General features: G+C 75.1%; 6 protein-coding genes. All 6 read left to right on the top strand.

What is annotated here, in order from left to right:
- The first annotated feature begins 50 nt into the window (after positions 1–50).
- The 6 genes from ACIO9J_RS39685 to dpgC all read left to right on the top strand — a co-directional run bounded on the left by ACIO9J_RS39685 (position 51) and on the right by dpgC (position 25,346).
- Positions 51–8,111 (top strand): amino acid adenylation domain-containing protein, encoded by an 8,061-nt coding sequence (locus ACIO9J_RS39685; RefSeq protein WP_402010111.1) that lies wholly within the window; start codon positions 51–53, stop codon positions 8,109–8,111.
- On the top strand, positions 8,108–11,476 hold the full coding sequence (locus ACIO9J_RS39680) for an amino acid adenylation domain-containing protein (RefSeq protein ID WP_402010109.1): 3,369 nt from the start codon (positions 8,108–8,110) through the stop codon (positions 11,474–11,476). Before ACIO9J_RS39685 ends, ACIO9J_RS39680 begins: the two co-directional genes overlap by 4 nt.
- Positions 11,477–11,551: 75 nt before the next feature.
- Positions 11,552–22,090 carry an amino acid adenylation domain-containing protein gene (locus ACIO9J_RS39675; protein WP_402010108.1) on the top strand — a complete coding sequence of 3,513 codons (10,539 nt, stop codon included), beginning with the start codon at positions 11,552–11,554 and terminating at the stop codon, positions 22,088–22,090.
- 44 nt (positions 22,091–22,134) lie between these two features.
- Entirely contained in the window at positions 22,135–23,250 is a 1,116-nt protein-coding gene (gene dpgA, locus ACIO9J_RS39670; protein WP_402010151.1) for a 3,5-dihydroxyphenylacetyl-CoA synthase DpgA, read from the top strand.
- A gap of 36 nt (positions 23,251–23,286) precedes the next feature.
- A complete protein-coding gene (gene dpgB / locus ACIO9J_RS39665; protein WP_402010106.1) occupies positions 23,287–23,967 on the top strand; it encodes an enoyl-CoA-hydratase DpgB in 681 nt (226 codons plus the stop codon).
- A complete protein-coding gene (gene dpgC, locus ACIO9J_RS39660; protein ID WP_402010105.1) occupies positions 23,964–25,346 on the top strand; it encodes a (3,5-dihydroxyphenyl)acetyl-CoA 1,2-dioxygenase DpgC in 1,383 nt (460 codons plus the stop codon). Before dpgB ends, dpgC begins: the two co-directional genes overlap by 4 nt.
- Positions 25,347–25,387 lie beyond the last annotated feature (41 nt).

The raw sequence follows: 25,387 nt of genomic DNA, 5'->3' as shown, positions 1-25,387 counted from the left end.
GGATAACGCGGCAATAGGCCCCGCATACCGCGCTGGCCAAGACTGGCGGGGTGTCAGACCCGAACGCGTTCCGAGCCGCAGGCGCCGCGCAGCAAGGCGTCTGGCTGGCCCACCAGTTGGACCCCGACAGCACGCTCTACCACTGCGGGGTCCGCCTCGTCCTCGAAGGGCGCGGCCTCGACGTACCCCTGCTGCGCGAGGCCGTGCGGCGCGCGATGGCCGAGGCGGAGACGCTGCGGACCCGGTTCGCCGCGTACGGGGACGAACTGCGCGTGCGGATCGCGGACGTGCCCGAAGAGCCGCTGACCGTCGTCGACCTGCGGTCCGGACCCGCGGCGTCGCGGGAGGCCGCCGCCCGCGCCTGGACGGACGCCGACCTCGCCGCACCCATGGACCCGGCCCGCGGCCCGCTCGCCGCGCACGCCCTGCTCCGCATCGCCGACGACCTGGCCTGGCTGCACCTGCGCTACCACCACATCACCCTCGACGGATACGGCCAGAGCCTCTATCTGCGCCGCCTCGCCGACCTCTACAGCGCCCTGGCGACGGGCCGCGACCCGGGACCGAGCCCCTTCGCACCGCTGGGCCGCGTCCTGGACGAGGACGCCGCGTACCGCGCCTCCGCACGCCACACCCGTGACCGCGCCCACTGGCTGCGGGAGTTCACCGGCGCGCCCGCGCCCGTCACCCTCGCGGGCCGCACCGCGCCGCCCGGCGCCGAGGTGCTGCGCAGCGCCGTACGGCTCTCCGGGGAGCGGGTGCGGGGACTGCTCGACGCGGTGCCCGCGGCCGCGGGCCGCTGGTCGCTGCTCGTCGTCGCCGCGACCGCCGCCTATCTGCACCGGCTCGGCGGCGCCCGCGAGGTCGTCATCGGCCTGCCGCTCGCCGCGCGGGTCGGCGGGGCGTCGGCCACCACGCCGTCCATGGCGGTGAACGTGCTGCCGCTGCGCCTCACCCTCGACGGGACGACCACGTTCGCCGGACTGGTCGCACGGACCCGCGGCAAGATCAGCGAGGCGATCGGGCACCAGCGCTACCGGGGTGAGGAACTCCGCGCGGAACTGGGCCTCTCGGGCGCGGCGGACGAGCTGCACGGCCCGTTCGTGAACGCCATCGCCTACGAGGACGCACCGGCCTTCGCGGGCCTGCGCGTCACCCGCCACCAGGTCATGACGGGCCCGGTCAAGGACCTCTCGATCGTCGCCGTCGGCGGCCAGGACGGCGCGGACGGCGTCCTCGTCGAGCTGGAGGCCAATCCCGCCGTGTACGACGCGGCGGACCTGACCCGGCACCGCGACCGCTTCACCGCCTTCCTCGACGCGCTGGCCCGCACCCCCGACGAGCCGGTCGGCGACGTCGACGTCATCGACGACACCGAGCGAAGGCTCCTGCGCTCCTGGCGCGAGACCGGCACGGACACGCCCCCGCCCACCGAGAACCTCGCCCGCCTCTTCACGCGCCAGGCGACCCTGCACCCCGACGCGACCGCCCTCGTCGACGTCGCGGCCGAACAGGCCCTGACGTACGGCGAGTTGAACGCCCGCGCCGACCGGCTCGCCGAGTGCCTCACCGCGGCCGGTGTGGCCCCCGGCGACCTCGTCGCGATCCTGCTGCACCGCTCGGCCCACCTGGTGGTGGCGATCCTCGCGACGCTCAAGGCGGGCGCGGGCTACGTGCCCCTGCACCACGGCCACCCGGCGGAACGGTCCCGCGCGATCGTCGCGGACACGGGCACGCGCGTCCTGCTGACCGACCCGTCGACGACCGGCCATCCGGCGGCGGACGGGCCGCACGTGATCGAGGTGGGGGCGGGGACGGGTGGCCCCGGGGCGGTTCAGGGCATCGAACGCGCCGCTCCCGCACCGGGCCCCGGCGCGGACGTGCCAGGTGACTCCGGCGCATACGTGCCGGGAGACTCCGGCGCATACGTGCCGGGTGACTCCGTCGCGTACGTCATGTTCACCTCCGGCTCCACCGGCCGGCCCAAGGGCGTGGCCGCCACCCACGCCAACGTGGCGGCCTTCGCGCTGGACCGGTGCTGGCGCGACGACGTCGCCGAGTGCGTCGTCCTCCACGCCAACCACGCCTTCGACGCCTCCACCTACGAACTGTGGGTGCCCCTGCTGCGCGGCGGCCGGATCGTCGTGGCGCCCGAGGTGCCGCCCACGGCCGCCCACATCGGACGGCTCGTCGCCACCCACCGCGCCACCAACTTCCATGCCACGGCAGGGCTGTTCCGGGTGCTCGCGCAGGAGGCGCCGCACGTCTTCGCCGGACTGCGGGAGATCTCCACCGGCGGCGACGTCGTCTCCGCCGACGCGGTCCGCGCGCTCCAGCGGGCCTGCCCCGGCCTGGTCGTCCGCACCACCTACGGGCCGACCGAGACCACCGCGTTCGCCACCCAGCTCCCGTTCACCGCCGCCGACCCGGTCCCCGACGCCGTACCGATCGGCCGCCCCATGGACCACACCCGCACCTACGTCCTCGACGCCCGGCTGCGCCCCGCGCCCATCGGGGTGGCGGGCGAGCTGTACGTGGCGGGCGCGGGCGTCGCACGCGGCTACTGGGGGCGCCCCGCACTCACCGCCGAACGCTTCCTGCCCGACCCCTTCGGGCCGCCCGGCGCGCGCATGTACCGCACCGGGGACATCGCCCGATGGCGCACCGACGGCACGCTCGACCACCTGGAGCGCGCCGACGACCAGGTCAAGATCCGTGGTTTCCGCATCGAGCCCGGCGAGGTCGAGTCGGCCCTCAGACGCAGGCCGGGCGTCGGCCAGGCGCTCGCACTGGTGCGGGATTCCGGGGCGGGCCGAGGCGGCGCGGTGGGTGGCGAGGCGGCGGGTGGCGACGGCGTCGACAAGCGGCTGGTCGCGTACGTCGTACCCACTGATGAGCCGGACACCGCCGCTCTCGACCCCCACACCCTGCGCACCGCGCTCGCCGCGGAGCTGCCCGACCACCTGGTGCCCGCCGCCGTCGTCGTCCTCGACGCCCTGCCGATCACCGCGAACGGCAAGGTCGACCGGGCGGCCCTGCCCGCCCCCGACTTCGGGACGCGCGCGCGGGGCCGTGACCCGCGCACCCCGCTGGAAGCGACCCTGTGCGGGCTCTTCGCCGACGTCCTCGGTGTCGACCGCGTGGGCATCGACGACAGCTTCTTCGACCTGGGCGGACACTCCCTGACGGCGACCCGGCTCGCTGGCCGGGTGCGCTCGGCGCTCGGCCTGGACCTGGAGATGCGGGCGCTGTTCGAGACGCCGACGGTCGCCGCGCTCGCCCCGGGCCTGGCCGGGGCGGACCGCGCGGGGCCGCCGCTGGTCCCGGTGCCCGATGCGGACCGCCCCGAGCGGCTGCCGCTGTCGTACGCGCAGCGCCGCCTGTGGCTCGTCGAGCAGGTGGAAGGCCCCGGCGCCACCTACAACATGCCGCTCGCCCTGCGCCTGACGGGACCGCTCGACCGTGCGGCGCTCGCCCTCGCGCTTGCCGACGTCACCGAGCGGCACGCGAGCCTGCGCACCGTCTTCCCCCAGGGGTCGGACGGGCGGGCCCACCAGCGGATCCTGACCGGCGCTGACGGCTTTCCGCCGCTGACCGTACGGGAGTTGGCGCCCGACGGGCTGCCGGGAGCGCTCGCCGCCGAGGCCGCGCGCGGCTTCGACCTCACCCGGGACGTGCCGCTGCGCGCCACCCTGTGGCGCGTCGGCGCCGACGCGCACGTCCTGCTCCTCGTCATCCACCACATCGCGGGTGACGCCTGGTCGCTGCCGCCGCTCCTGCGCGACCTGTCCACGGCGTACACGGCCCGGCGCGACGGCGGCGTCCCCGCCCTGCCTCCGCTGCCCGTGAGCTACGCCGACTACACGCTCTGGCAGCGCACGCTCCTGGGTGACCTCGACGACGAGGACAGCCCGTTCTCCTCACAACTCACCTACTGGCGTGGTGCGTTGGACGGTCTCCCGCAGGAGATCGCGCTGCCCCACGACCGGCCGCGCCCGCAGAGCGCATCGCACCGGGGCGGCTCCGTGCCGCTCGTCATCGACGCGCACCTGCACGACCGGATCGGACGCCTCGCCCGCGAGGGCGGCGCCAGCGCGTTCATGGTCGTCCAGGCCGCCTTGGCCGCGCTGCTCACCCGGCTCGGCGCGGGCGAGGACATCCCCCTCGGGGCGCCGGTCGCCGGGCGTGCGGACGACGCGCTCGACGACCTGGTGGGCTTCTTCGTCAACACCCTGGTCCTGCGCACCGACACCTCCGGTGACCCGACGTTCCGCGAACTCCTCGCCCGGGTCCGGGAACGCGACCTCGCCGCCTACGCCCATCAGGACCTGCCCTTCGACCGGCTCGTCGAGGCGCTCAATCCGCCGCGCTCGCTCGCCAGGCACCCGCTGTTCCAGGTCATGCTCGCCTTCCAGGGCGTGACCGACGGCGCGGTGGAGCTCCCCGGGGTCCGGGTGGCGCGCGAGCCGCTCGCCGCGCCCGCCGTCAAGTTCGACCTCTCCTTCGAACTCGCCGAACGCTTCGCCCCCGACGGCACGCCCGTCGGGATCACCGGGACCGTCGAGTACGCGCGAGACCTGTTCGACGCGGACACGGCGGCCGGCCTCGCGCGACGGCTCGTCCGGCTCGTCGACGCGGTGACCGCCGACGCCGACCGGCCCCTCAGCTCCTTCGACCTCCTCGAACCGGCCGAGCGCACACGGCTGTTGACCGAATGGAACGACACCCGCGCCGGCCTCCCCGGGGCCACCGTGCCGGAGCTCTTCGCGGCGCGCGCGGACCAGGCGCCCGATGCCCTCGCGCTCGTCTTCGAGGACACCGAGCTGACGTACCGCGAGCTGGACGCGCGCGCGGAGCGCCTCGCCCGGCACCTGGCCGGGCTCGGCGCGGGCCCCGAACGGGTCGTGGGCATCGCGCTCCCGAGATCCGCCGAGCTGATCGTCACGCTGCTCGCCGTACTCAAGGCGGGCGCGGCCTTCCTGCCGCTGGATCCTCAACTGCCCGCCGAGCGGCTTGAGTTCATGCTCAAGGACGCCGGGCCGATGTGCGTGGTGACGCGTGCGGACATCGCCGACGAGCTGCCTACGGCGGGCTGCGCGCTGGTGGTGCTCGACGACCTCGACCCCGGCGCCGACCTGAGCTGTGACCTCGACGATCGCGACGGGCCGGACGGCTCCGGTCCCGCGCGCGGACACCACCCCGCCTACGTCATCTACACCTCCGGCTCGACCGGGCGCCCCAAGGGCGTACTGGTGACCCGCGAAGGGCTCGCCAACCGGCTGTCCTGGATGCAGGAGCGCTACCGACTGACCGCCGAGGACCGGGTGCTCCAGAAGACGCCCGCGAGCTTCGACGTCTCCGTCTGGGAGTTCTTCTGGCCGCTGGTGCGCGGCGCTGCTCTGGTCGTCGCCGCGCCGGAGGGGCACAAGGACCCGGACTACCTGGCCGACGTGATCCGCGCGCGCGGCGTGACCGTCGCGCACTTCGTGCCGTCCATGCTCCGCGCCTATCTCCGGGCGCCCCGCGCCGGTGAACCCTCGCCGCTGCGCCGGGTGTTCAGCAGCGGTGAGGCGCTCACACGGGAGCTGGAGGCCGACTTCCACGCCACGGTGGACGCGCCGCTCTCCAACCTCTACGGGCCGACCGAGACGGCCGTGGACGTCACGGCGTGGGACTGCCGTCCCGGAGAGGGAGCGGACACGGGCCGGCCGGTGCCGATCGGCGAGCCGGTGGCGAACACCCGGGTCTACGTCCTGGACGGGCGGCTCGGGCTCGTACCGCCGGGCGTGGTGGGGGAGTTGTACGTGGCGGGCGTGCAGTTGGCGCGCGGCTATGTGCGGCGTCCCGGCCTCTCGGCGGAGCGGTTCGTCGCGGATCCATATGCCGCCTCGTACGGCGTCGCGGGTGAACGCATGTATCGCACGGGCGACTTGGCGCGCTGGACCGCCGACGGGCAGGTCCAGTACGTCGGGCGCGTGGACGACCAGGTGAAGGTGCGCGGCTTCCGCGTCGAACCCGGCGAGATCGAGGCGGCGCTCCTCGCGCATCCCCGGGTGGCGCAGGCCGCCGTGGTGGTCCGCGCGGACGGGCCCGGCGAGCCCCGCCTCATCGGGTACGTGGTGCCGTCCGGTGACTGCGACCCGGTGGAGGTGCGGCGCTCGGTGCGGGAGCGGCTGCCCGACCACATGGTGCCCGCCGCCGTCGTACCGCTCGACGCGCTGCCCGTCACGGCCAACGGCAAGCTCGACCGCGCGGCGCTCCCCGCGCCGGGCTTCGCCTCGGCCGCCGGGGGCAGGACCGCCCGCACGACGCGCGAACGCACGCTGTGCGCGCTGTTCGCCGAGGTGCTCGCGGTCGACGCGGTCGGCATCGACGACGGCTTCTTCGACCTCGGCGGCGACAGCATCCTCTCCATCGACCTGGTCGGCAGGGCCCGCGCGGCCGGTCTCGTCCTCACTCCCGGCGACGTGTTCCGCTGCGGGACGGTCGCCGCGCTCGCCGAGGTGGTGCGCGAGGCGTCCGACGACACCGGGCCCGTCGAGCTCGCGGCCACGGGTGGGTTCGAGCCGACGCCGGTCATGCACTGGCTCCGCGAACGCGGCGGCTCGCCCGACGCGTTCCACCAGTCGGTGCTCGTGTGGACCCCCGCCGACCTCGACGAGAAGGGTCTCATCGCGGCGGTCGACGCCCTGGGCCGCCACCACGACGCGCTGCGGATGCGGCTGGACGTGGAGGGCGAAGGCGGAGGCGACGGTGACCTGGACGGCGTCGGTGTCGGAGTGCGCTGGCGGCCGTACCTCCCCGATGCCGGGTGCTTCGACGCCGCGAGCCGTGTGCGGCGCGTCGACGCGGCCCGGCTCGACGAGGCGGGCCTGCGCGCCCGCGTCGCAGAGGAGTCGGCCGCCGCGCGAGGGCGCCTCCGGCCGCGCGACGGGGTGGTCCTGGAGGCCGTGTGGTTCGACGCGGGACGCGACCGGTGCGGTCAACTCCTGCTCGTGGTCCACCACTTGGCGGTCGACGCGGTGTCCTGGCGGATCCTGCTGGCCGACCTGGCGGCGGCCTGGGGCGCCGTGGCCGCCGGAAGGCGGCCGGGCCTCGCCCCCGTGGGGACATCTCTCCGGTCCTGGTCCGCGGCGCTCGTGACCGAGGCGCGGACGGCGCGGCGCGAGGCGGAGCTGCCCGCCTGGACCGATGTCCTGCGAACTCCAGAACAACCTCTCGGCGTACGAGAGTTGGACCCCGCCCGCGATCTGGGCGAGACCGCGCGGTCCCTCGGCGTCACGGTTCCTGACGAGGACGCGGACGCGCTCCTGAACGGGCTCCCCGCCGCCTACCGCACCGACGTCCCCACGGTCCTGCTCGCCGGACTCGCCCTCGCGCTCGGCGAGTGGCGCCGCCGCGACGGACGCAGGCGCGACGGGCCGCCGGGCGACGGGAGCGTACTCGTCGACGTCGAGGGTCACGGCCGCGAGGAGGCGCTCGTGCCGGGCGCCGACGTGAGCCGCACCGTGGGCTGGTTCACGACGCTGCATCCCGTGCGCCTCGACGCGGGCGACGCGCAGGATCCGGCGCGGACCGTCTGGGACGCGGTCCTGGACGGCGGACCCGAGGCGGGCGCCGTGCTCAAGCGGATCAAGGAGCAGTTGCGCGCGGTGCCGGGCGGGGGTGTGGGCCACGGGCTGCTGCGCCACCTCAACGACCGGACGGCACCGGTGCTCGCCGCGCTCGCCCGTCCCCAGATCCTCTTCAACCACCTGGGGCGGCTCACGGCCGCGGACGCGCCCGAACCCTGGCGTCCCGTCGCCGCGCCGCAGGGGCCGCCGCCCGGCACCCCGGGCCTTCCCCTGTCCCATGCCCTTGAGATCACCACGCTGGTCGAGGACCACGGCGCGGGACCGCGGCTGCGGCTCACCCTGTCCTGGCCCTGCGGCCTGCTGACCGAACCCGACGTGGCCTCGCTCGCCCGCACCTGGCTGGCCGGCCTCAGCGCGCTCGCCCGGCACGCGGGACGGCCCGGGGCGGGCGGCAGGTCGCCGTCCGACCTCGCGCTCGTCTCGCTGAGCCAAGAACAGATCGAGCGGCTCGAAAACACCTGGAGGACTTCGCGGTGAGCGCGGAAATCGAAGACATTTTGCCGCTGTCCCCGTTGCAGGAAGGGCTGCTGTACCACGCCCAGCACGGCACGCGGGGTGCCGCGGGCACCGTCGACGGCTACGGCGTCCAATTGACCCTGCGCCTCACGGGCCCCCTGGACCACACCCACCTCCGAGCGGCCTGCGACACCCTCCTCGCCCGCCACGCCAACCTCCGCGCCGCGTTCCTCCACGAGGACCTGGACCGCCCGGTGCAGCTGATCGCGGCCGAGGTGGAGACCCCCTGGCGGGAGCACGACTTGAGAGGCGTTGGGAGTGACGTGGTCCCCGGACCTGAGGGGGCGGCGGTCGGCATCGGCGCGATGGGCGGCGGTGCGACGGGCGTCGGCGCGGCAGGTGACGGCAGCGGGCCGGTCGGCGCGCCGGGCCTGCCTGAGGTGGCCGGTGCCGAAGGGGACACGGACACGTACGCGGACACGTACGCGGACGCGGCGCGGGAGCGCGCGGACGTCGCCGCGCGGCTGCTCGCCGAGGAGCGCGGGCGGGGGTTCGACCTGGCGCGTCCGCCCCTGCTGCGCTTCACGCTCGTCCAACTCGCGGACCAGGAGCACCTGTTCGCGCTCACCCACCACCACATCCTCCTCGACGGCTGGTCCGTCCCCGTGCTCGTACGGGAACTGCTCACGCTCCACGCCCACCGCGGCGACCCCGCGGCGCTGCCCAGGGTCCGCCCCTTCCGCGACTACCTGGCCTGGCTGGCCGGCCGGGACCACGAGGTGGCGCGCGCCGCCTGGGCGTCGGCGCTCGCCGGGATCGAGGGACCCACGCGACTCGCCCCGGAGGCCGCACAACCCCCTGCCGACCGCGCCCCGCAGGCCCCCGCACACCTCACCGCCGACCTCGACGAGGGCCTCACCGCGGACCTGCGTGCCCGTGCCGCGGCGGGTGGGCTCACGCTCAACACTCTGATCCAGGGCGCCTGGGGCGTGCTCCTGCACAAGCTGACGGGTCGCGACGACGTGGTCTTCGGTGGTGTCGTCTCGGTGCGGCCGCCGGAGCTGCCGGGTGTGGCCGACATGGTGGGGCTGCTCATCAACACGCTGCCCGTGCGCGTCCGCGTCGCCCCCGGCGACAGCCTCGGCGCCGTCTGTGCCCGTCTCCAGGACGAGCAGTCCCGGCTGATCGACCACCAGTACGTCGGGCTCGCCGAGCTCCAGCGCATCGCGGGCAAGGGCGAGCTGTTCGACACGGTCGTCGTGCACGAGAACTACCCGGTCGACACCGGCACCGCGCCCGAAGGACCGGCCGGGCCCGGCCCCCGCATCACCGGCACCGACGACCAGGGCGGCACGCACTACCCGCTGGCCCTGATCACCCACCCGGGCGACCGGCTGCGGCTGCGCCTCGACCACCGGCCCGACCTCTTCGACGCCGCCACCGCCCGCGACATCCTGGACCGCCTCGTACGGATCCTGCGCGCCGCCGCGACGGACCCCGGACGCCCGGTGGCCCGCACGGACGTGCTGTCCGCGACGGAGCGCGGGCGCGCCCTCGCCGACTGGGGGCGCGGCGCCCCGCAGGCGGGACACGGCCTGACGGCCGTCCCCGGCCCGCCCGACCTGTCCCGGCTCTTCGCGGACCAGGCCGCCCGCACCCCCCACCGGACCGCGGTCGTGGACGGCGGGACCCGGCTGACCTACCGCGAACTGGACGTCCGCGCCGAGGCGTTGGCCCGCGAGCTCGTGCTGTGCGGGGCTGGGCCGGGACGCCGGGTCGCCGTCGCCATGGAGCGCTCCGCGGACCTCGTGGTGGCGCTGCTCGCCGTCGTGCGCTCGGGCGCCGCCTACGTACCGATCGACACCCGGTGGCCCGCCGAGCGGCGCACGTTCATCCTGCGCGACACCGGTGCCAACGTGCTGCTCCCCGACGCGTGGGCGCCGCGCACCCTCACGGGCGACGGCGTCTGCCCCGCCCCGCGCCCCGGCGGCACCCGGGCCGCCGGGTCCCATCCGGACGCCCTCGCGTACGTGATGTACACCTCCGGCTCCACGGGCCTGCCCAAGGGCGTCGCGGTCACGCACCGCGACGTCATCGCCCTCGCGGCGGACCTGCGCTTCACCGGCGGCGCCCACGACCGGGTCCTGCTGCACTCCTCGCACGCCTTCGACGCGGCCACCTACGAGATCTGGGTGCCGCTCCTGAACGGCGGCCGCGTCGTCGTCGCGCCGCCCGGCGAGCTGACCCCGCCCGTCGTCAAGGAACTCGTCGCCGAACACGGCCTGACCGCGATGTTCCTGACGATCGGTCTGTTCCGGGTGCTCGCCGAGGAGGCACCGGACTGCTTCGGCGGGCTCCGCGAGGTGTGGACCGGCGGCGAACGCGTGCCGCCCGAGCCGCTGCGCGCCGTGCTCGGCGCCTGCCCCGGCACCACCGTCGTCGCCGTCTACGGACCGACCGAGACGACGGCCTTCGCCACCTGCCGGGCGTTCGCGCCCGGCGACCGGGTCCCGGACACCGTGCCGATCGGCGGCCCGATGGACGGCACCCGCACCTACGTGCTCGACCGCTCCCTCGGACTCGTACCGCCGGGAACGGTGGGGGAGTTGTACGTGGCGGGCGCCGGACTTGCCCGCGGGTACCTGGCCAGACCGGGGCGCACGGCGGAGCGCTTCGTCGCGGATCCGTACGCCGATTCGTACGGGGTGCCCGGCGAGCGCATGTACCGCACGGGCGACCTGGCCCGCTGGACGCCCGACGGGCAGCTGGAGTTCGCCGGGCGCGCCGACACGCAGGTGAAGGTGCGCGGCTTCCGCGTCGAGCCCGGTGAGATCGAGACGGCGCTCCTGGCCCAGCCGGGCGTCGGGCACGCCGCGGTCGTCGTCCGCGAGGACCGGCCGGGCGACCGGCGCCTGGTCGCCTACGTGGTGCCGGGCAGCGGCGCGGCGGCCGGGCGGATCGACACCGGGCGGCTCACCGACGCGCTGGCCGAGCGGCTGCCGGGGCACATGGTGCCCTCGGCCGTCGTCGTCATCGACGCGCTGCCGCTGACCGTCAACGGCAAGCTGGACCACGCGGCGCTCCCGGCCCCCGGGCTCGCCCCCGCGCCGGGCGGCCGCACGCCGCGCACGGAGCGGGAACGCGCCCTGTGCGGGCTCTTCGCCGAGGTGCTCGGGCTGCCCGAAGTCACCCTCGACGACAGCTTCTTCGCGCTCGGCGGCGACAGTCTCCTGAGCATGCGGCTCGCGGGCCGCGTCCGCGCCTCCCTCGGCGTGGAACTGCCCCTGCCGCTGCTGTTCGAGCACCCCACGGTGGCGGCCCTCGCACCGCACCTGCCCCCGTCGGACCCCAAGCCGCCGCGCCCCACGCTGAGACGCATGCGCTGACCCGCCGCCGCCCCGCCCCGGCCGCCCCACCGCAACCGGCACCAACCGCACCAACCGGCACCGAGGAGAACCTGAGTGATCCCCCTATCGTTCGCGCAGCGGAGGCTGTGGCTCACCGGGCAGCTGGAGGGCCGCTCGGCGACGTACAACATCCCGCTCGGCCTGCGCCTGACCGGGGCCGTGGACGGCGCGGCGCTCGCGGCGGCGCTGCGGGACGTCGTGGGGCGGCACGAGAGTCTGCGCACGGTGATCGGGCGGTTCGGCGGCGAACCCTGCCAGGTGATCCTGGACCTCGCGCAGACGCGTGAACTCCTCACCGACCTGACCGGCGCGGGCACCCTCGCCCCGGCCGAACTGGCCGTCTCCCTGGCCGAGTTCGTCGGCTACGAGTTCGACCTGACGGCGGAGGCGCCGCTGCGCGCGTGGCTGTGCCGCACGGGTCCCGACGAGCACGTGCTCGCCCTGGTCGTGCACCACATCGCGGCCGACGGCTGGTCGCTCGGCGTCCTGCTGCGTGACCTCGGCACGGCGTACGCGGCACGGCTCGAAGGGCGTGCCCCGGCATGGGAGCCGCTGCCCGTGCAGTACGCGGACTACACCCTGTGGCAGCGCGAACTGCTCGGCGACGAGAACGACCCGGAGAGCCTGGCCGCACGCCAACTCGCCTTCTGGCGCGGGCGCCTGGCCGGGGCGCCGGAGGAACTGGCCCTGCCCACCGACCTGCCCCGGCCGCCCGTCGCGAGCCGCCGCGGCGCCACGGTGCCCCTCACCATCGGTCCCGAGCTGCACGGCCGCCTCGCGGCGCTCGCCCAGGACCTCGGCGCCAGCGTCTTCATGGTGCTGCGCGCCGGGCTCGCGGCCCTGCTCTCCCGGCTCGGCGCGGGCGACGACATCCCGATCGGTACCCCGGTCGCCGGCCGCACCGAGGAGGCGCTGCACGACCTAGTGGGCTGCTTCGTGAACACCCTGGTGCTGCGCGCCGACACCAGCGGCGACCCCTCGTTCGCCGAGCTCGTGGGGCGGGTCAGGGACGCGGACCTGGCGGCGCTCGCCCACCAGGACGTGCCGTTCGAGCGCCTGGTGGAGGCGCTGAACCCGACGCGGTCGCTCGCCCGCCACCCGCTGTTCCAGGTGATGTTCGCCTTCGAGAAGTTCACCGGAACGCTGCCGCCGCTGGGCGGCCTGGCCGCCGAGCCCGTGCCGCTCGACCTCCCCGTGGCCCACTTCGACCTCTCCTTCGACCTCACCGAACGGCACGACGCCACCGGCGCGGCGGCCGGCCTCACCGGCACCCTCGGCTACGCCACCGACCTGTTCACCGCCGACACCGCCCGGAGCGTCGCCGAGCGCTGCGTGCGTCTGCTCGCGGCCGCCGTACGGGACCCTGAGCTGCCCGTCACCGCCCTTGACCTGCTCGGATCCGAGGAACGCGAGCGGCTCCTGACCGAGGCGTGCGGCGACGCGGGCCCGGCCGCCGGACCGGGGACGGTGACGGACCTGTTCGCCGAGCGCGTGGCCCGCCACCCCGGGGCGACCGCCGTCGTCAGCGGCGACATCGCGCTCACCTACCGCGACCTGGACGCCCTCTCCGCGCGGCTCGCGCACCGCCTGCGCGCCCTCGGCGCCGGCCCCGAGCGGCTCGTCGCCGTGCGCATGGACCGCTCCGCCGACCTCGTCGTCACCCTCCTCGCGGTCGTCAGGACCGGCGCGGGCTACGTCCCCCTCGAACGCACCGCGCCCGCCGCGAGGACCCGCTTCATCCTCACCGACACACGCGCCGAACTGCTGCTCACCGACGACATCGCCGGTCTCCCGCCCGACCTCGACGTGCCCGTGCTCGCCGTGGGCGACGTACTCGACGTACGCGATGTCACCCCGCCCCTCGACAAGCTGCCGCCCGCCGGCATCCACCCCGAGAACACCCTCTACGTGATGTACACGTCCGGCTCGACCGGCCGTCCCAAGGGCGTGGTCACCCCGCACGCCGCCGTGTCCGCGTTCGCCGCCCACCGCCCTTGGCGGGACGAGGGCGGCCCGGACGGCGTCCTGTTCCACGCCAACCACGCCTTCGACGCCTCCACGTACGAGCTGTGGGTGACGCTCGCGCACGGCGGCCGCGTGGTCGTCGCGCCCCCGGGACCGCCGGACGGCGCGGCGGTCGCCGGGCTCGTCGCACGGCACGGCCTGACCCACGTCCACGTGACCGCGGGCCTCTTCCGCGTCTGGGCGGAGGACGCACCGGAGATCTTCGAGGGCCTGCGGGAGGTGACGACCGGCGGCGACGTCGTCCCGGCCGCCGGGCTCCGCGAGGTGCTCCGCGCCTGCCCCGGCACCGTGGTCACGGCCGCGTACGGGCCCACCGAGACCACCGCCTTCACCACCCTCAGCACCTTCACGGCGGGCACCGATCCGGACGCCGTCCCGAACACCGTGCCGATCGGCCGCCCGATGGACGGCATGCGCGCCTACGTCCTCGACCACCGCCTCGCCCTCGTCCCGCCCGGCGTCGTCGGCGAGCTGTACCTGGCGGGCAGCGGACTCGCGCGCGGCTACGCGAACCGGTCCGGTCTCACGGCGGAGCGCTTCGTGGCGGATCCGCACGCCGATTCGTACGGGGTGCCCGGCGAGCGCATGTACCGCACGGGTGACCTGGCGCGCCGACTGCCCGACGGGCAGCTGGAGTTCGCGGGCCGCGTCGACGACCAGGTGAAGGTGCGCGGCTTCCGCGTCGAACTCGGCGAGGTCGAGTCCGCGCTGCTCGGCCACCCCGCCGTGGCCCGTGCGGTCGCCGCGACCAAGGCGGACGCCTCGGGGGACAAGCGCCTGATCGCGTACGTGGTTCCGGCGGGCCGGGCGGACGGCGACGGCGAGGGTTCCGGCCCCGCGCCGCTCGACACCGACGCCGTCCACCGCTACGTCCGGACCGTGCTGCCCGACCACGCGGTGCCCTCCGCCGTCGTACGCCTGGACGCACTGCCGCTCACCGCGAACGACAAGCTCGACCGGGCCGCGCTGCCCGACCCCGACCCCTCGGCAGCGGGGCGCGGCCGCGCCCCGAGCACCCCGCGCGAGCACGCCCTGTGCGCACTGTTCGCCGAGCTCCTCGGCCTGCCCGAAGTGACGGTGGACGACAACTTCTTCGCGCTGGGCGGCCATTCGCTGCTCGCGACCCGGCTGGTCGGCCGGGTGCGCGCCACGCTCGGCGTCGAGCTGGACATCGCCCAGCTGTTCGCGGCGCAGACGGTCGCGGAACTGGCCCGTGCGCTCCCGGACGACGGCGGCGCGTCCCGCCCCGCCGTGCGCGCGGCGAGCCCCCGCCCCGACGCGCTCCCGCTCGCCCCGGCCCAGCGACGCCTGTGGTTCGTCGGCGAGTTGGCGGGCCGCTCGGCGACGTACAACATCCCGGTGACCGCCCGGCTGACCGGCGACGTGGACGCCGCGGCTCTGGCGGCGGCGCTGCGGGACGTGGTCGCACGGCACGAGAGCCTGCGGACGGTGGTCGGACGCTCGGGTGACGTGCCGTGCCAGCGAGTCCTTGACATGGCCGAGGTGGGCGAGCTGCTCGCGTCGGCCGCGCCTGACGACGACGGCGGCACGGACGCCGTGCGGGACCGGGCGGCCGGGTACGAGTTCGACCTGACGGCCGAGGTCCCGCTGCGCGCCTGGCTGCGCCGCACCGGCCCCGACACGCACGAACTCGCCCTGGTGGTGCACCACATCGCGGCCGACGGCTGGTCGATGGGCATCCTGCTGCGCGACCTCGGCGCGGCGTACGCGGCACGGCTCGAAGGGCGTGCCCCGGCGTGGGAGCCGCTGCCCGTGCAGTACGCGGACTACGCGCTGTGGCAGCGGGAGCTGCTCGGCGACGAGAGCGACCCGGAGAGCCTGGTCGCCCGGCAACTCACCTACTGGCGGGATGAGTTGGCCGACATCCCCGAGGAGATCACGCTCCCTGCGGACCGGGCGCGGCCCGCACGGGCGAGCGGGCGCGGCGGCACGGTCCCGCTGCGGCTCTCCGCCGCGACGCACGCGCGCCTCGCGGAGCTCGCGCGGGACGCGGGCGCGAGCGTCTTCATGACCGTACAGGCGGCCGTCGCCGCGCTGCTCTCCCGGCTCGGCGCCGGGGACGACGTGCCGCTCGGCACGGCCGTTGCGGGGCGCACCGACGAGGGGCTCGACGGCCTCGTCGGGTTCTTCGTGAACACGCTGGTGCTGCGCACCGACGTGTCGGGGGATCCGAGCTTCCGGGAGCTGCTGGGCCGGGTGCGGGCCGCCGACCTGGGCGCGTTCGGGCATCAGGACGTGCCCTTCGAGCAGTTGGTCGAGGTCCTCAACCCCGTGCGGACCGCCGCGCGCCACCCGCTCTTCCAGGTCATGCTCGGCTTCCAGCACGGCATCGGCGGGGCGGAGTTGAGCCTGCCGGGAGTGAAGGTGGAGCAGCATGCGGCCCGCCCGGCGGCGGCCAAGTTCGACCTCTCCTTCGACCTCACCGAACAGTTCACCGCCGACGGCGCCCTCGCCGGACTCGACGGCAGCCTCGGCTACGCCGCCGACCTCTTCGACCGGGCCACCGCCGCCCGTCTCGCCGACCGGCTGCGCCGTCTCGTCGAGGCCGCGGTGCACGCTCCCGACCTGCGGCTCGGCGCCCTCGACATCCTGGACCCCGACGAGCGCACCCAGCTCCTCGCCGACGCCGAGGGCGGCCGACAGGACGTCCCGGCCGCCGATGTCGCCGCGCTCTTCGAGCGGCGGGTCCGCAGCGCCCCGGACGCGACGGCCGTCGTCGACGCCGACGGTTCCACGCTGTCGTACGCCGAACTCGGCGCCCGTGCCGACCGGTTCGCGCGGCGCCTCGCCGCCGCGGGTGTGCGGCCCGAGCGCCCGGTGGCCGTGCTGATGGAGCGCTCGGCTGCGCTGATCGTCGTGCTGCTCGCGGTCGTGAAGGCCGGTGGCGCCTATGTGCCGCTCGACGGCAGATGGCCGCGCCCACGGCTCGACTTCATCGTCGAGGACACCGGCGCCGCCGTCCTCGTCACGGACGGAAGCGCGGCCGAACTCCCGCTGGGTGACGGGGAGATGACGTGTCTGCGTGCCGACGGGGCGGCCGGGACCGATGAGGCCGCGGAGGGTGCGGCCCCGGACGTCCCGCTCGGTGGTGGTGCCGGCCCCGACGGGCTGATGTACGTGATGTACACCTCCGGCTCGACCGGGCGGCCCAAGGGCGTCGCCGTCACCCACCGGGGCGTCGCGGGCCTCGCCGCCGACCGGCGGTTCCGCGCGGAGGCGCACCGGCGCGTGCTGTTCCACTCGGCGCACGTCTTCGACGCGTCGACGTACGAGATCTGGGTGCCGCTGCTCGGCGGCGGCACCGTCGTGGTGGCCCCGCCCGGCGATCTCGGCCCCGCCGGAATCGGCCGGGCCACCGGCGAGCGGGGCGTCACCGCGCTGTTCCTCACCATCGGGCTCTTCCGGGTGCTCGCCGAGGAGGCGCCGGAGTGCTTCGCCGGGCTGCGCGAGGTGTGGACGGGCGGCGAGCTGGTCCCCTCCGTGGTCGTCGAACGCGTCCTGCGGGCCTGCCGGGACACCCGGGTGATCGACGTCTACGGACCCACCGAGACGACGGCGTTCGCCACCTGCGGCGCCGTCACCGAGGCCGACCTCGCCACGGTCTCGCCGCCGATCGGCCGGCCGATGGACGGCACCCGCACCTATGTGCTCGACGCGGGCCTCGGCCCGGTACCTCCCGGCGCGGTGGGGGAGTTGTACCTCGCGGGCGCCGGTCTGGCCCGCGGCTACGCGCGGCGCCCCGGACTCACGGCGGAGCGCTTCGTCGCGGACCCGTACGCCGCGTCGTACGACGTACCGGGCGAACGCATGTACCGCACGGGCGACTTGGCGCGCTGGACGGGCGACGGGCGCATCGACTTCGTCGGGCGCGCCGACACCCAGGTGAAGGTGCGCGGTTTCCGCATCGAGCTCGGCGAGGTCGAGACGGCGCTCCTCGCCCACCCCGGCATCGCGCAGGCGGCGGCCGTCGTGCGCGAGGACCGGCCAGGCGACCGGCGCCTCGTCGGCTACGCGGTGCCCGCCGACGGAGTGCCGAAGGATGCCGTCGACGGCGTGGACCCGGCCGAGCTGACCGGTGGGCGGCTGCCCGACTACATGGTGCCTTCGGCCGTCGTGACCCTGCCCGCACTGCCGCTCACCGTGAGCGGCAAACTCGACAGGAACGCGCTGCCCGCACCGGAGTTGACGCGCGCCACGGCGGGCAGGGCGCCGCGCACACCGCGCGAGCACGCGCTCTGTGCGATCTTCGCCGATGTGCTCGGCGTGCCCTCGGTCGGCGTCGACGACGACTTCTTCCGGCTCGGCGGCCACTCGCTGCTCGCCACCCGTCTTGCGGGCCGGGTGCGCTCCGCGCTCGGCGTCGAGCTGCGCATCCACACGGTCTTCGACCACCCCACCGTCGAAGCGCTGGCCCGGCAGCTCCAGGACGGCGGCCGGGTCCGCCCCGCGCTCACCACCAGGACCAGGCCGGACCGCGTCCCCGTGTCGTACGCGCAGCAACGCCTGTGGTTCCTGGCCGAGTTGACCGGTCCTTCGGCGACGTACAACATCCCGATGGCCGTGCGGCTGACCGGCGACGTGGACACCGCCGCCCTCGCCGCCGCGCTGCGCGACGTGGTCGCACGGCACGAGAGCCTGCGGACGGTCTTCCCCGCGTCGACCGGCGGCGTGCCCTACCAACGGGTGCTGTCCGCCGAGGAAACGGGCGACCTGCTCACCGAGGTGCCGGTGCCCCCGGACGGCCTGCGCCGCGAGCTGTCCGCCCGCGCCGCACTCCCCTTCGACCTGAGCACCGAACTCCCCTTGCGTTCCTGGCTGTTCCAGGTGACGCCGGGCGAGAGCGTGCTGCTGCTCGTGGTGCACCACATCGCCGGGGACGGCTGGTCGATCGGGCCGCTGGCACGCGACCTCGGCACGGCGTACACGGCGCGGCACGAAGGACGCGCCCCTGCGTGGAAGCCGCTGCCCGTGCAGTACGCGGACCACGCACTGTGGCAGCGGGAGCTGCTCGGCGACGAGAGCGACCCGGAAAGCCTCATGGCTCGCCAACTCTCCTTCTGGGAGAAGGAGTTGAGCGGCATTCCCGAGGAACTCGCGCTGCCCTTCGACCGGGTACGGCCCGTCGAGGCGAGCGGGCGCGGCGGCACGGTCCCGCTGCGGCTCTCCGCCGCGACGCACGCCCGTCTCGCGCAGGTCGCCCGGGACACCGGCGCCAGCGTGTTCATGGTGGCGCGCGCCGCCCTCGCCGCGCTGCTCACCCGGCTCGGAGCCGGGGACGACGTGCCCATCGGCACGGCGGTGGCGGGACGCACGGACGACGCGACGGACGATCTGATCGGGTTCTTCGTGAACACTCTGGTGCTGCGCACCGACGTGTCGGGCGACCCGGCCTTCCGGGACCTCGTGGCCCGCGTGCGGGCCGCCGACCTGGCCGCGTTCGCGCACCAGGACGTGCCCTTCGAGCAGTTGGTGGAGGCGCTCAACCCCGCGCGGACGCTCGCCAGGCACCCGCTGTTCCAGGTCATGCTCACCTTGCAGAACGCGGCCCGGGAACCCCTGGCACTGCCCGGTCTGCGGGTCGACCCGGTCGAACCGGGGGCGACGGCGGCCAAGTTCGACCTCTCCTTCGACCTCACGGAACGGTTCGGCGCCGACGGCACCCCGGCGGGCGTCGAGGGCGGCCTCACCTACGCCACCGACCTCTTCGACCACGCCACGGCGCGGGCCACGGCGGACCGGTTCGTCCGGCTGCTCGACGCGGTCACCCGCGATCCGGGGCTGCGCGTGGCGGACGTGGACCTGCTCACGGGCGACGAACGCGCCCGCCTCGCGGCCCAGGCCGACGGCGGGAGGACCGGCCCGGCGCGGGAGCACCGGGGCGTCGCGGCACTCTTCGAGGAGCAGGTGGCTCGGACCCCCGGGGCACCCGCCGTCATCCGGCAGGACACCACCCTGTCGTACGCGCGGCTCAACGCCGAGGCCAACCGGATCGCGCACCGGCTCATCGGCGTCGGCGTGGGGCCCGAGGACGTCGTCGCCGTCGTCATGGAGCGCTCGGAGAGCCTCGTCGCGGCCGTGCTCGGCGTCCTGAAGGCGGGCGCCGCGTTCCTGCCGGTGGAGCCCCATCTGCCCGCCGAGCGGGTGCGGTTCATGGTCGAGGAGGCACGGCCGTCCTGCGTGGTGAGCCGGGCGTCGGTGGCGGTCCCGCTGCCGGACACCGGGCTGCCGCGCGTCGACGTGGACGCACTCGGACAGGACGGCGGCGGCCCGGCCGGCGACCCCACCGACGCGGACCGCGTCAGGCCGCTGCGACAGGACCACCCGGCGTACGTCATCTACACCTCCGGCTCCACCGGCCGCCCCAAGGGCGTCGTGGTCCCGCAGCGCGGCATCGTCAACCGGCTGCGGTGGATGCGCGAACGGTCCCCGCTGACCGGCGACGACCGCGCCCTCCTGAAGACACCGGCGAGCTTCGACGCGTTCGTGCCCGAGCTGCTCGGACCGCTGACCGACGGCGCCGCCCTGGTGGTGGCGCGCCCCGACGGGCACCGGGACCCCGCGTACCTCGCCCGCCTGGTGCGTGACCTGCGGGTGACCACGGCGACCTTCGTGCCCTCGATGCTCCGGGCGTTCCTGGACACCCCGGAGGCCGCCGCGTGCGACGCGCTGCGCCGCGTCCTGAGCGGCGGCGAGGCACTCCCGCGCCGGACGGTCACCGCGTTCGCCGCCACCCTCGACGCGTCCCTGACCAACTGCTACGGGCCCGCGGAGGCGTCCGTGGACGTGCTGGTGGGGGAGTGCCGTGCCGACGAGGGGACGGACGGCGCCCCGGTGCCGATCGGGCGGCCGGTGGCGGGCACGCGCGTGTACGTCCTCGACGGGCGGCTGGGACCGGTGCCGCCGGGTGTGGTCGGGGAGTTGTACGTGGCGGGCGCGCAGGTGGCGCGCGGCTATGTGCGGCGCCCCGGACCCACCGCCGAACGCTTCGTACCGGACCCGCACGCCGCCGCGTACGGCGTGCCCGGTGAACGCATGTACCGCACCGGCGACCTGGCGCGCAGGCTCCCCGACGGGCGCGTCGAGTTCGTGGGGCGCGAGGACGACCAGGTGAAGGTGCGCGGCTTCCGCATCGAACCCGGCGAGGTCGAGGCGGCGCTGATCGGGCATCCCGGGGTGGCGCGGGCCTGCGTGACCGTCCGCACGGACGGCCCCGACGGCGATCCGCTGCTGGTCGGCTACGTGGTGCCCGCGCCCGGCGCGGCGTGCGAGCCCGCCGCGCTCAGGGACCACGTACGGGCCACGCTCCCCGAACACCTGGTGCCCGGCGCGGTCGTCGTCCTCGCCGAACTGCCCCGTACCGACGGCGGGAAGATCGACCGGCGCGCGCTGCCCGCGCCGGGACTCGCCGCGTCCCCGGCGGGCCGGAGCCCGCGCACCGCGCGCGAACAGGCCCTGTGCGGGCTCTTCGCCGAGATCCTCGGCCTGCCGTCCGTCACGATCGACGACAGCTTCTTCGACCTCGGCGGACACTCCCTGCTCGCGGCGCGCCTGGCGAGCCGGATCCGGGGCGTCCTCGGCGCCGCTGCGGGCGTGCGGACCCTGTTCGAGGCGCCCACGGTCGAGGCGCTCGCCCGCCGTCTCGCGGGCGCGCCGCCCTCGCGCGGCGCGCTCGACGTGCTGCTGCCGCTGCGGGAAGTCGACCCGGAGCCCGGACAGCCGGAGCCCGGACAGGACGGCGAGGCACCGCTGTTCTGCGTGCACCCCGGCGCGGGACTGAGCTGGTGCTACGCGGGCCTGCTGCGGCACATCGCGCCCGACGTGCCCGTCTACGGACTCCAGGCGCGCCTCCTCTCCGAGGGCGGCGCGGCACCCGACTCGCTCGCCGACATGGCCCGCGACTACGTCGCCCGCATCCGCGAGGTCCAGAAGAGCGGCCCCTACCGGCTCCTCGGCTGGTCCATGGGCGGCACGCTCGCCCACGCCGTCGCGACCCGGCTCCAGGCCGAGGGCGAGGAGGTCGAACTCCTCGCGCTCCTGGACGCACGGCTCGCGGACGGCACCACGTACGCCCCGCCCGAGGCGGACGACGACACCACCGAAGCCCTCCGCGAAGGCCTGCGCGAGCTCGGCCACGACGTCGACGGCGGCGCAGGAGCGGCCGCCGCGCGCGGCGTCGCCGAAGCGGCCCGCTTCCTGGTCCGCGCCGATCCCGAGTTCGCGGGGATGGCGGAGAGCACCGCGCGGGCCATGGTCGAGCTGACGCTCGCGGGCAGGCGGCTCGCGCGGGGGCACCGCCCCGATGTCTTCCACGGGGACGTACTGTTCTTCGAATCCGGTGATGACCTTGCCGACAGCTCCACGTCCTCACCGGCACGGGCCTTCGCCCCCCATGTGGACGGGCGGACGGTCACGTACCAAATCGACTGTACGCACAAGGAGATGATGCAGCCCGAGCCGCTGCGCGACATCGCGGCGAAGGTCTCGCACCACCTCCGTACGAAGGGACGGAACAACAAGGTGCTGCCCGACGCGGTGGGTGCGCGGTGAACGCCACGACCCTCACGGCCCCGAACTCCCCGGCCCCCACGACCCTGCTGGCCGGAGCCCGGCCCCGCATCCTCGACGTGGCGACCGCCACGCCACCCCGGTCGTACTCCCAGACCGACGTCCTCGACCTCTACGGCATCACGGATCCCCGCATCCGGTCGCTCTTCACCAACAGCGCGATAGAACGCCGCAACCTGACGATCCCGCCGGCCGACCCTGCGACCGGCGCACCCCGCCTGGAGACCCAGGGCGAACTCCTCACCAAGCACCGCGAATCCGGCATCGCGATGGGCGTCGAAGCCCTGGAGAAGTGCCTGCAGCGGCTCGGCGCGTCCGTCGACGACGTCGGCTATCTGATGTGCGTGACCAGCACCGGCTTCCTCACCCCCGGCTTCTCGGCGCGGATCATCCGCGAGGCCGGCCTGCCGCGCACCTGCGCCCGCGCCGACATCGTCGGCATGGGCTGCAACGCGGGCCTCAACGCGCTGACCGCCGTCACGGGGTGGGCGAGCGCACACCCCGGCCAACTGGCCGTCATGCTCTGCGTCGAGGCGTGCTCGGCCGCGTACGTCTTCGACGACACGATGCGCAGCGCCGTCGTGAACAGCCTGTTCGGCGACGGCGCGGCCGCGGTGGCCATCCGGGCGGACGAGCCGGTCGGCACCGAGGGCGCGGATGAGCCCCTCGGCACCGGCGGCGTGGACGCCCCGGGCGGCGCGGGCCCGCAGATCCTGAAGTTCGCCTCGCTGCTGATCCCCGACGCGCTCGACGCGATGCGCTACGACTGGGACGACGCACAGGGGAAGTTCAGCTTCTTCCTCGACCGCGACGTGCCCTACGTGGTCGGCGCCAACGCGGAACAGGTCGTCGACGACCTGCTCGCGGGCACCGGAGTGCGCCGCACCGACATCGCCCAGTGGATCGTGCACTCCGGCGGCAAGAAGGTCATCGACTCCGTCATGGTCAACCTCGGCCTGACCCGCCATGACCTGCGGCACACCGTCAGCGTGCTGCGTGATCACGGCAACCTCTCCAGCGGTTCCTTCCTCTTCTCCTATCGACGGCTCCTGGACGAAGGCGTGGTGCACCCCGGTGACTTCGGCGTTCTGATGACCATGGGCCCCGGTTCGACCATCGAAACCGCGCTGGTGCGGTGGTGACATGGATGGATGTGAAAGACAGTGACGATGTTGCGCATGCGGCTCGACGCCTCCCTGGGGATGGCACAGCTGACCAAGACGCTCACCGCGTTCCGTGAGCAGGCCGAGGACGAGCGGGCCACGGCCACGGTGATCGAGCTCGGCGCGGGCCACGCGGACTGGCCGGGACCCGTCGACGTCCACACGGTCAACAAGTGGGAGCGTGCGCTGCGCCAGTGGGAGCGTCTGGACGCCGTCACGCTGGTCGCCGCGTCCGGCGCCTGCGGCGGCCCCGCGTTCGACCTGCTCCTCGCCGCCGACGTACGGATCGCGGCGCCGAACCTGCGCGTCGCCCTGCCCGTCGCGGCGGGCGGCCTCTGGCCCGGCATGGCGCTGCACAGGCTCGCGCACCGCGTCGGCGTGACGGGGGCCCGCAGGCTCGCGCTGTGCATGGCCGGGGCGGGCGCCCTCGACGCGGCCACGGCCAAGGAGCTGGGCCTCGTCGACGAGATAACGGACGCGGTCGAGGACCGCATAGACACCGTGGTGTCGGGCAGTCCCGCACCCGGTGACATCCGGCTGCTGCGCGGCCTGATCATGGACGCCCCCGCCACCTCCTTCGAGGAGGCGCTCGGCACGCATCTCGCCGCGTGCGACAGGGCGTTGCGCGCCGCGACGGGACCGGAGTCCACGGACCCCGACGGCGACCTCCCGGCAGGCCAGGGAGGCGAGCGATGACCTCCGCGCTCGTCACCGCCTGGCAGGGACCCCGCGCCGTGGCCGCGCGCGCCGAGGAGATCCTCGCGCAGGTGCCCGCGAAGGCGGGCCGCACGGCCGAGGAGCAGGCCCGCGTCGACGAGGCCCTGGCCGAGGCCCGGCGGGCGCGCGGCGCGTTCCTCGCCGAGCACGGCCAGGCCGTGTACGACGCGCTGACCGGGCACCGCACCCGCTGTCTCTGGCTCGACGAACTCGTCTTCGCCGCGGCCGAACTGCTCGACGGGCTCGTGCCGACCCGCGCACAGATGGCGGCCGAGTCCGCCCTCGCGCAGGCCGGCAAGGAGGGCAGGGAGATCGACCAGGCCGTCTTCTTCGCCGGGGTCCTGAGCCACGAGCAGGCGGGCACCCACCTGATGGAGGCGCAGCTGCGCCCCACGGACCGGGCGCTCGCACTGCTCCCCGAGTACACCGAGCGGGGCGGCGTCGACCTGGGCCCGCTGCGCGTCGACCGCGTCGGGCGCGCCACCCACCTCACGGTGACGAACGAGGCCGCGCTCAACGCCGAGGACAACGAGCTGATCGCCGCCATGGACGTGGGCGTCGACCTGGCGCTCCTCGACGACCTCAGCACGGTCGGGGTGCTGCGCGGCGGCGAGATGACGCACCCCCGCTACCGGGGCCGCCGCGTCTTCAGCGCGGGCATCAACCTCCGCCACCTGGACGCGGGCCGGATCTCCTACACGGACTTCCTGCTCCGCCGCGAGCTCGGCTACATCAGCAAGCTCCAGCGCGGCCTGCTCCTGACCGACGGGAACGGGCGACCGGTCACCGACGGCAGGGGCGAGCCGGTCCAGGTGCCCCGGCCGCACTGGTCGACGCGCACCGTGCAGAAGCCGTGGATCGCCGCCGTCGACACCTTCGCCATCGGCGGCGGCATGCAGCTCCTGTTCGCCTTCGACCGGGTGATCGCGGCGGACGACGCCTACTTCAGCCTGCCCGCGGCGCAGGAAGGCATCATCCCCGGCGTGGCCAACCTGCGGCTGCCGCGCATCGCGGGCAACCGTCTGGCACGCCAGGTCGTCCTGTCCGGCCGACGGCTCCGGGCCACCGAGCCCGAGGCCAGGCTGATCTGCGACGACGTCGTCCCGCCCGCCGACGTCGACGCGGCGGTCGACGCCGCCGTCGAGGAGTTGTCGGCGCCCGCGGTCGTGGCGAACCGCATGATGCTCAACCTCGCCGAGGAGCCGCCCGCCGTCCTGCGCGCCTACATGGCGGAGTTCGCGCTCCACCAGGGTCTGCGGCTCTACGCCGACGACGTCCTGGAGAAGACGACGAAGTTCAGCGGCAAGGCGGCACAGGGTGACGGCGGCGGCGCGGCGGCTCCAAGCGGGTCCCCCTGATGCCGCCGTCCCACAGACCGGCGCACCCGTCGACACGCCCG

Source organism: Streptomyces sp. NPDC087300 (genome assembly GCF_044744425.1).
Lineage (GTDB): Bacteria > Actinomycetota > Actinomycetes > Streptomycetales > Streptomycetaceae > Streptomyces.
This window is presented reverse-complemented; position numbering and strand designations above follow the sequence as displayed.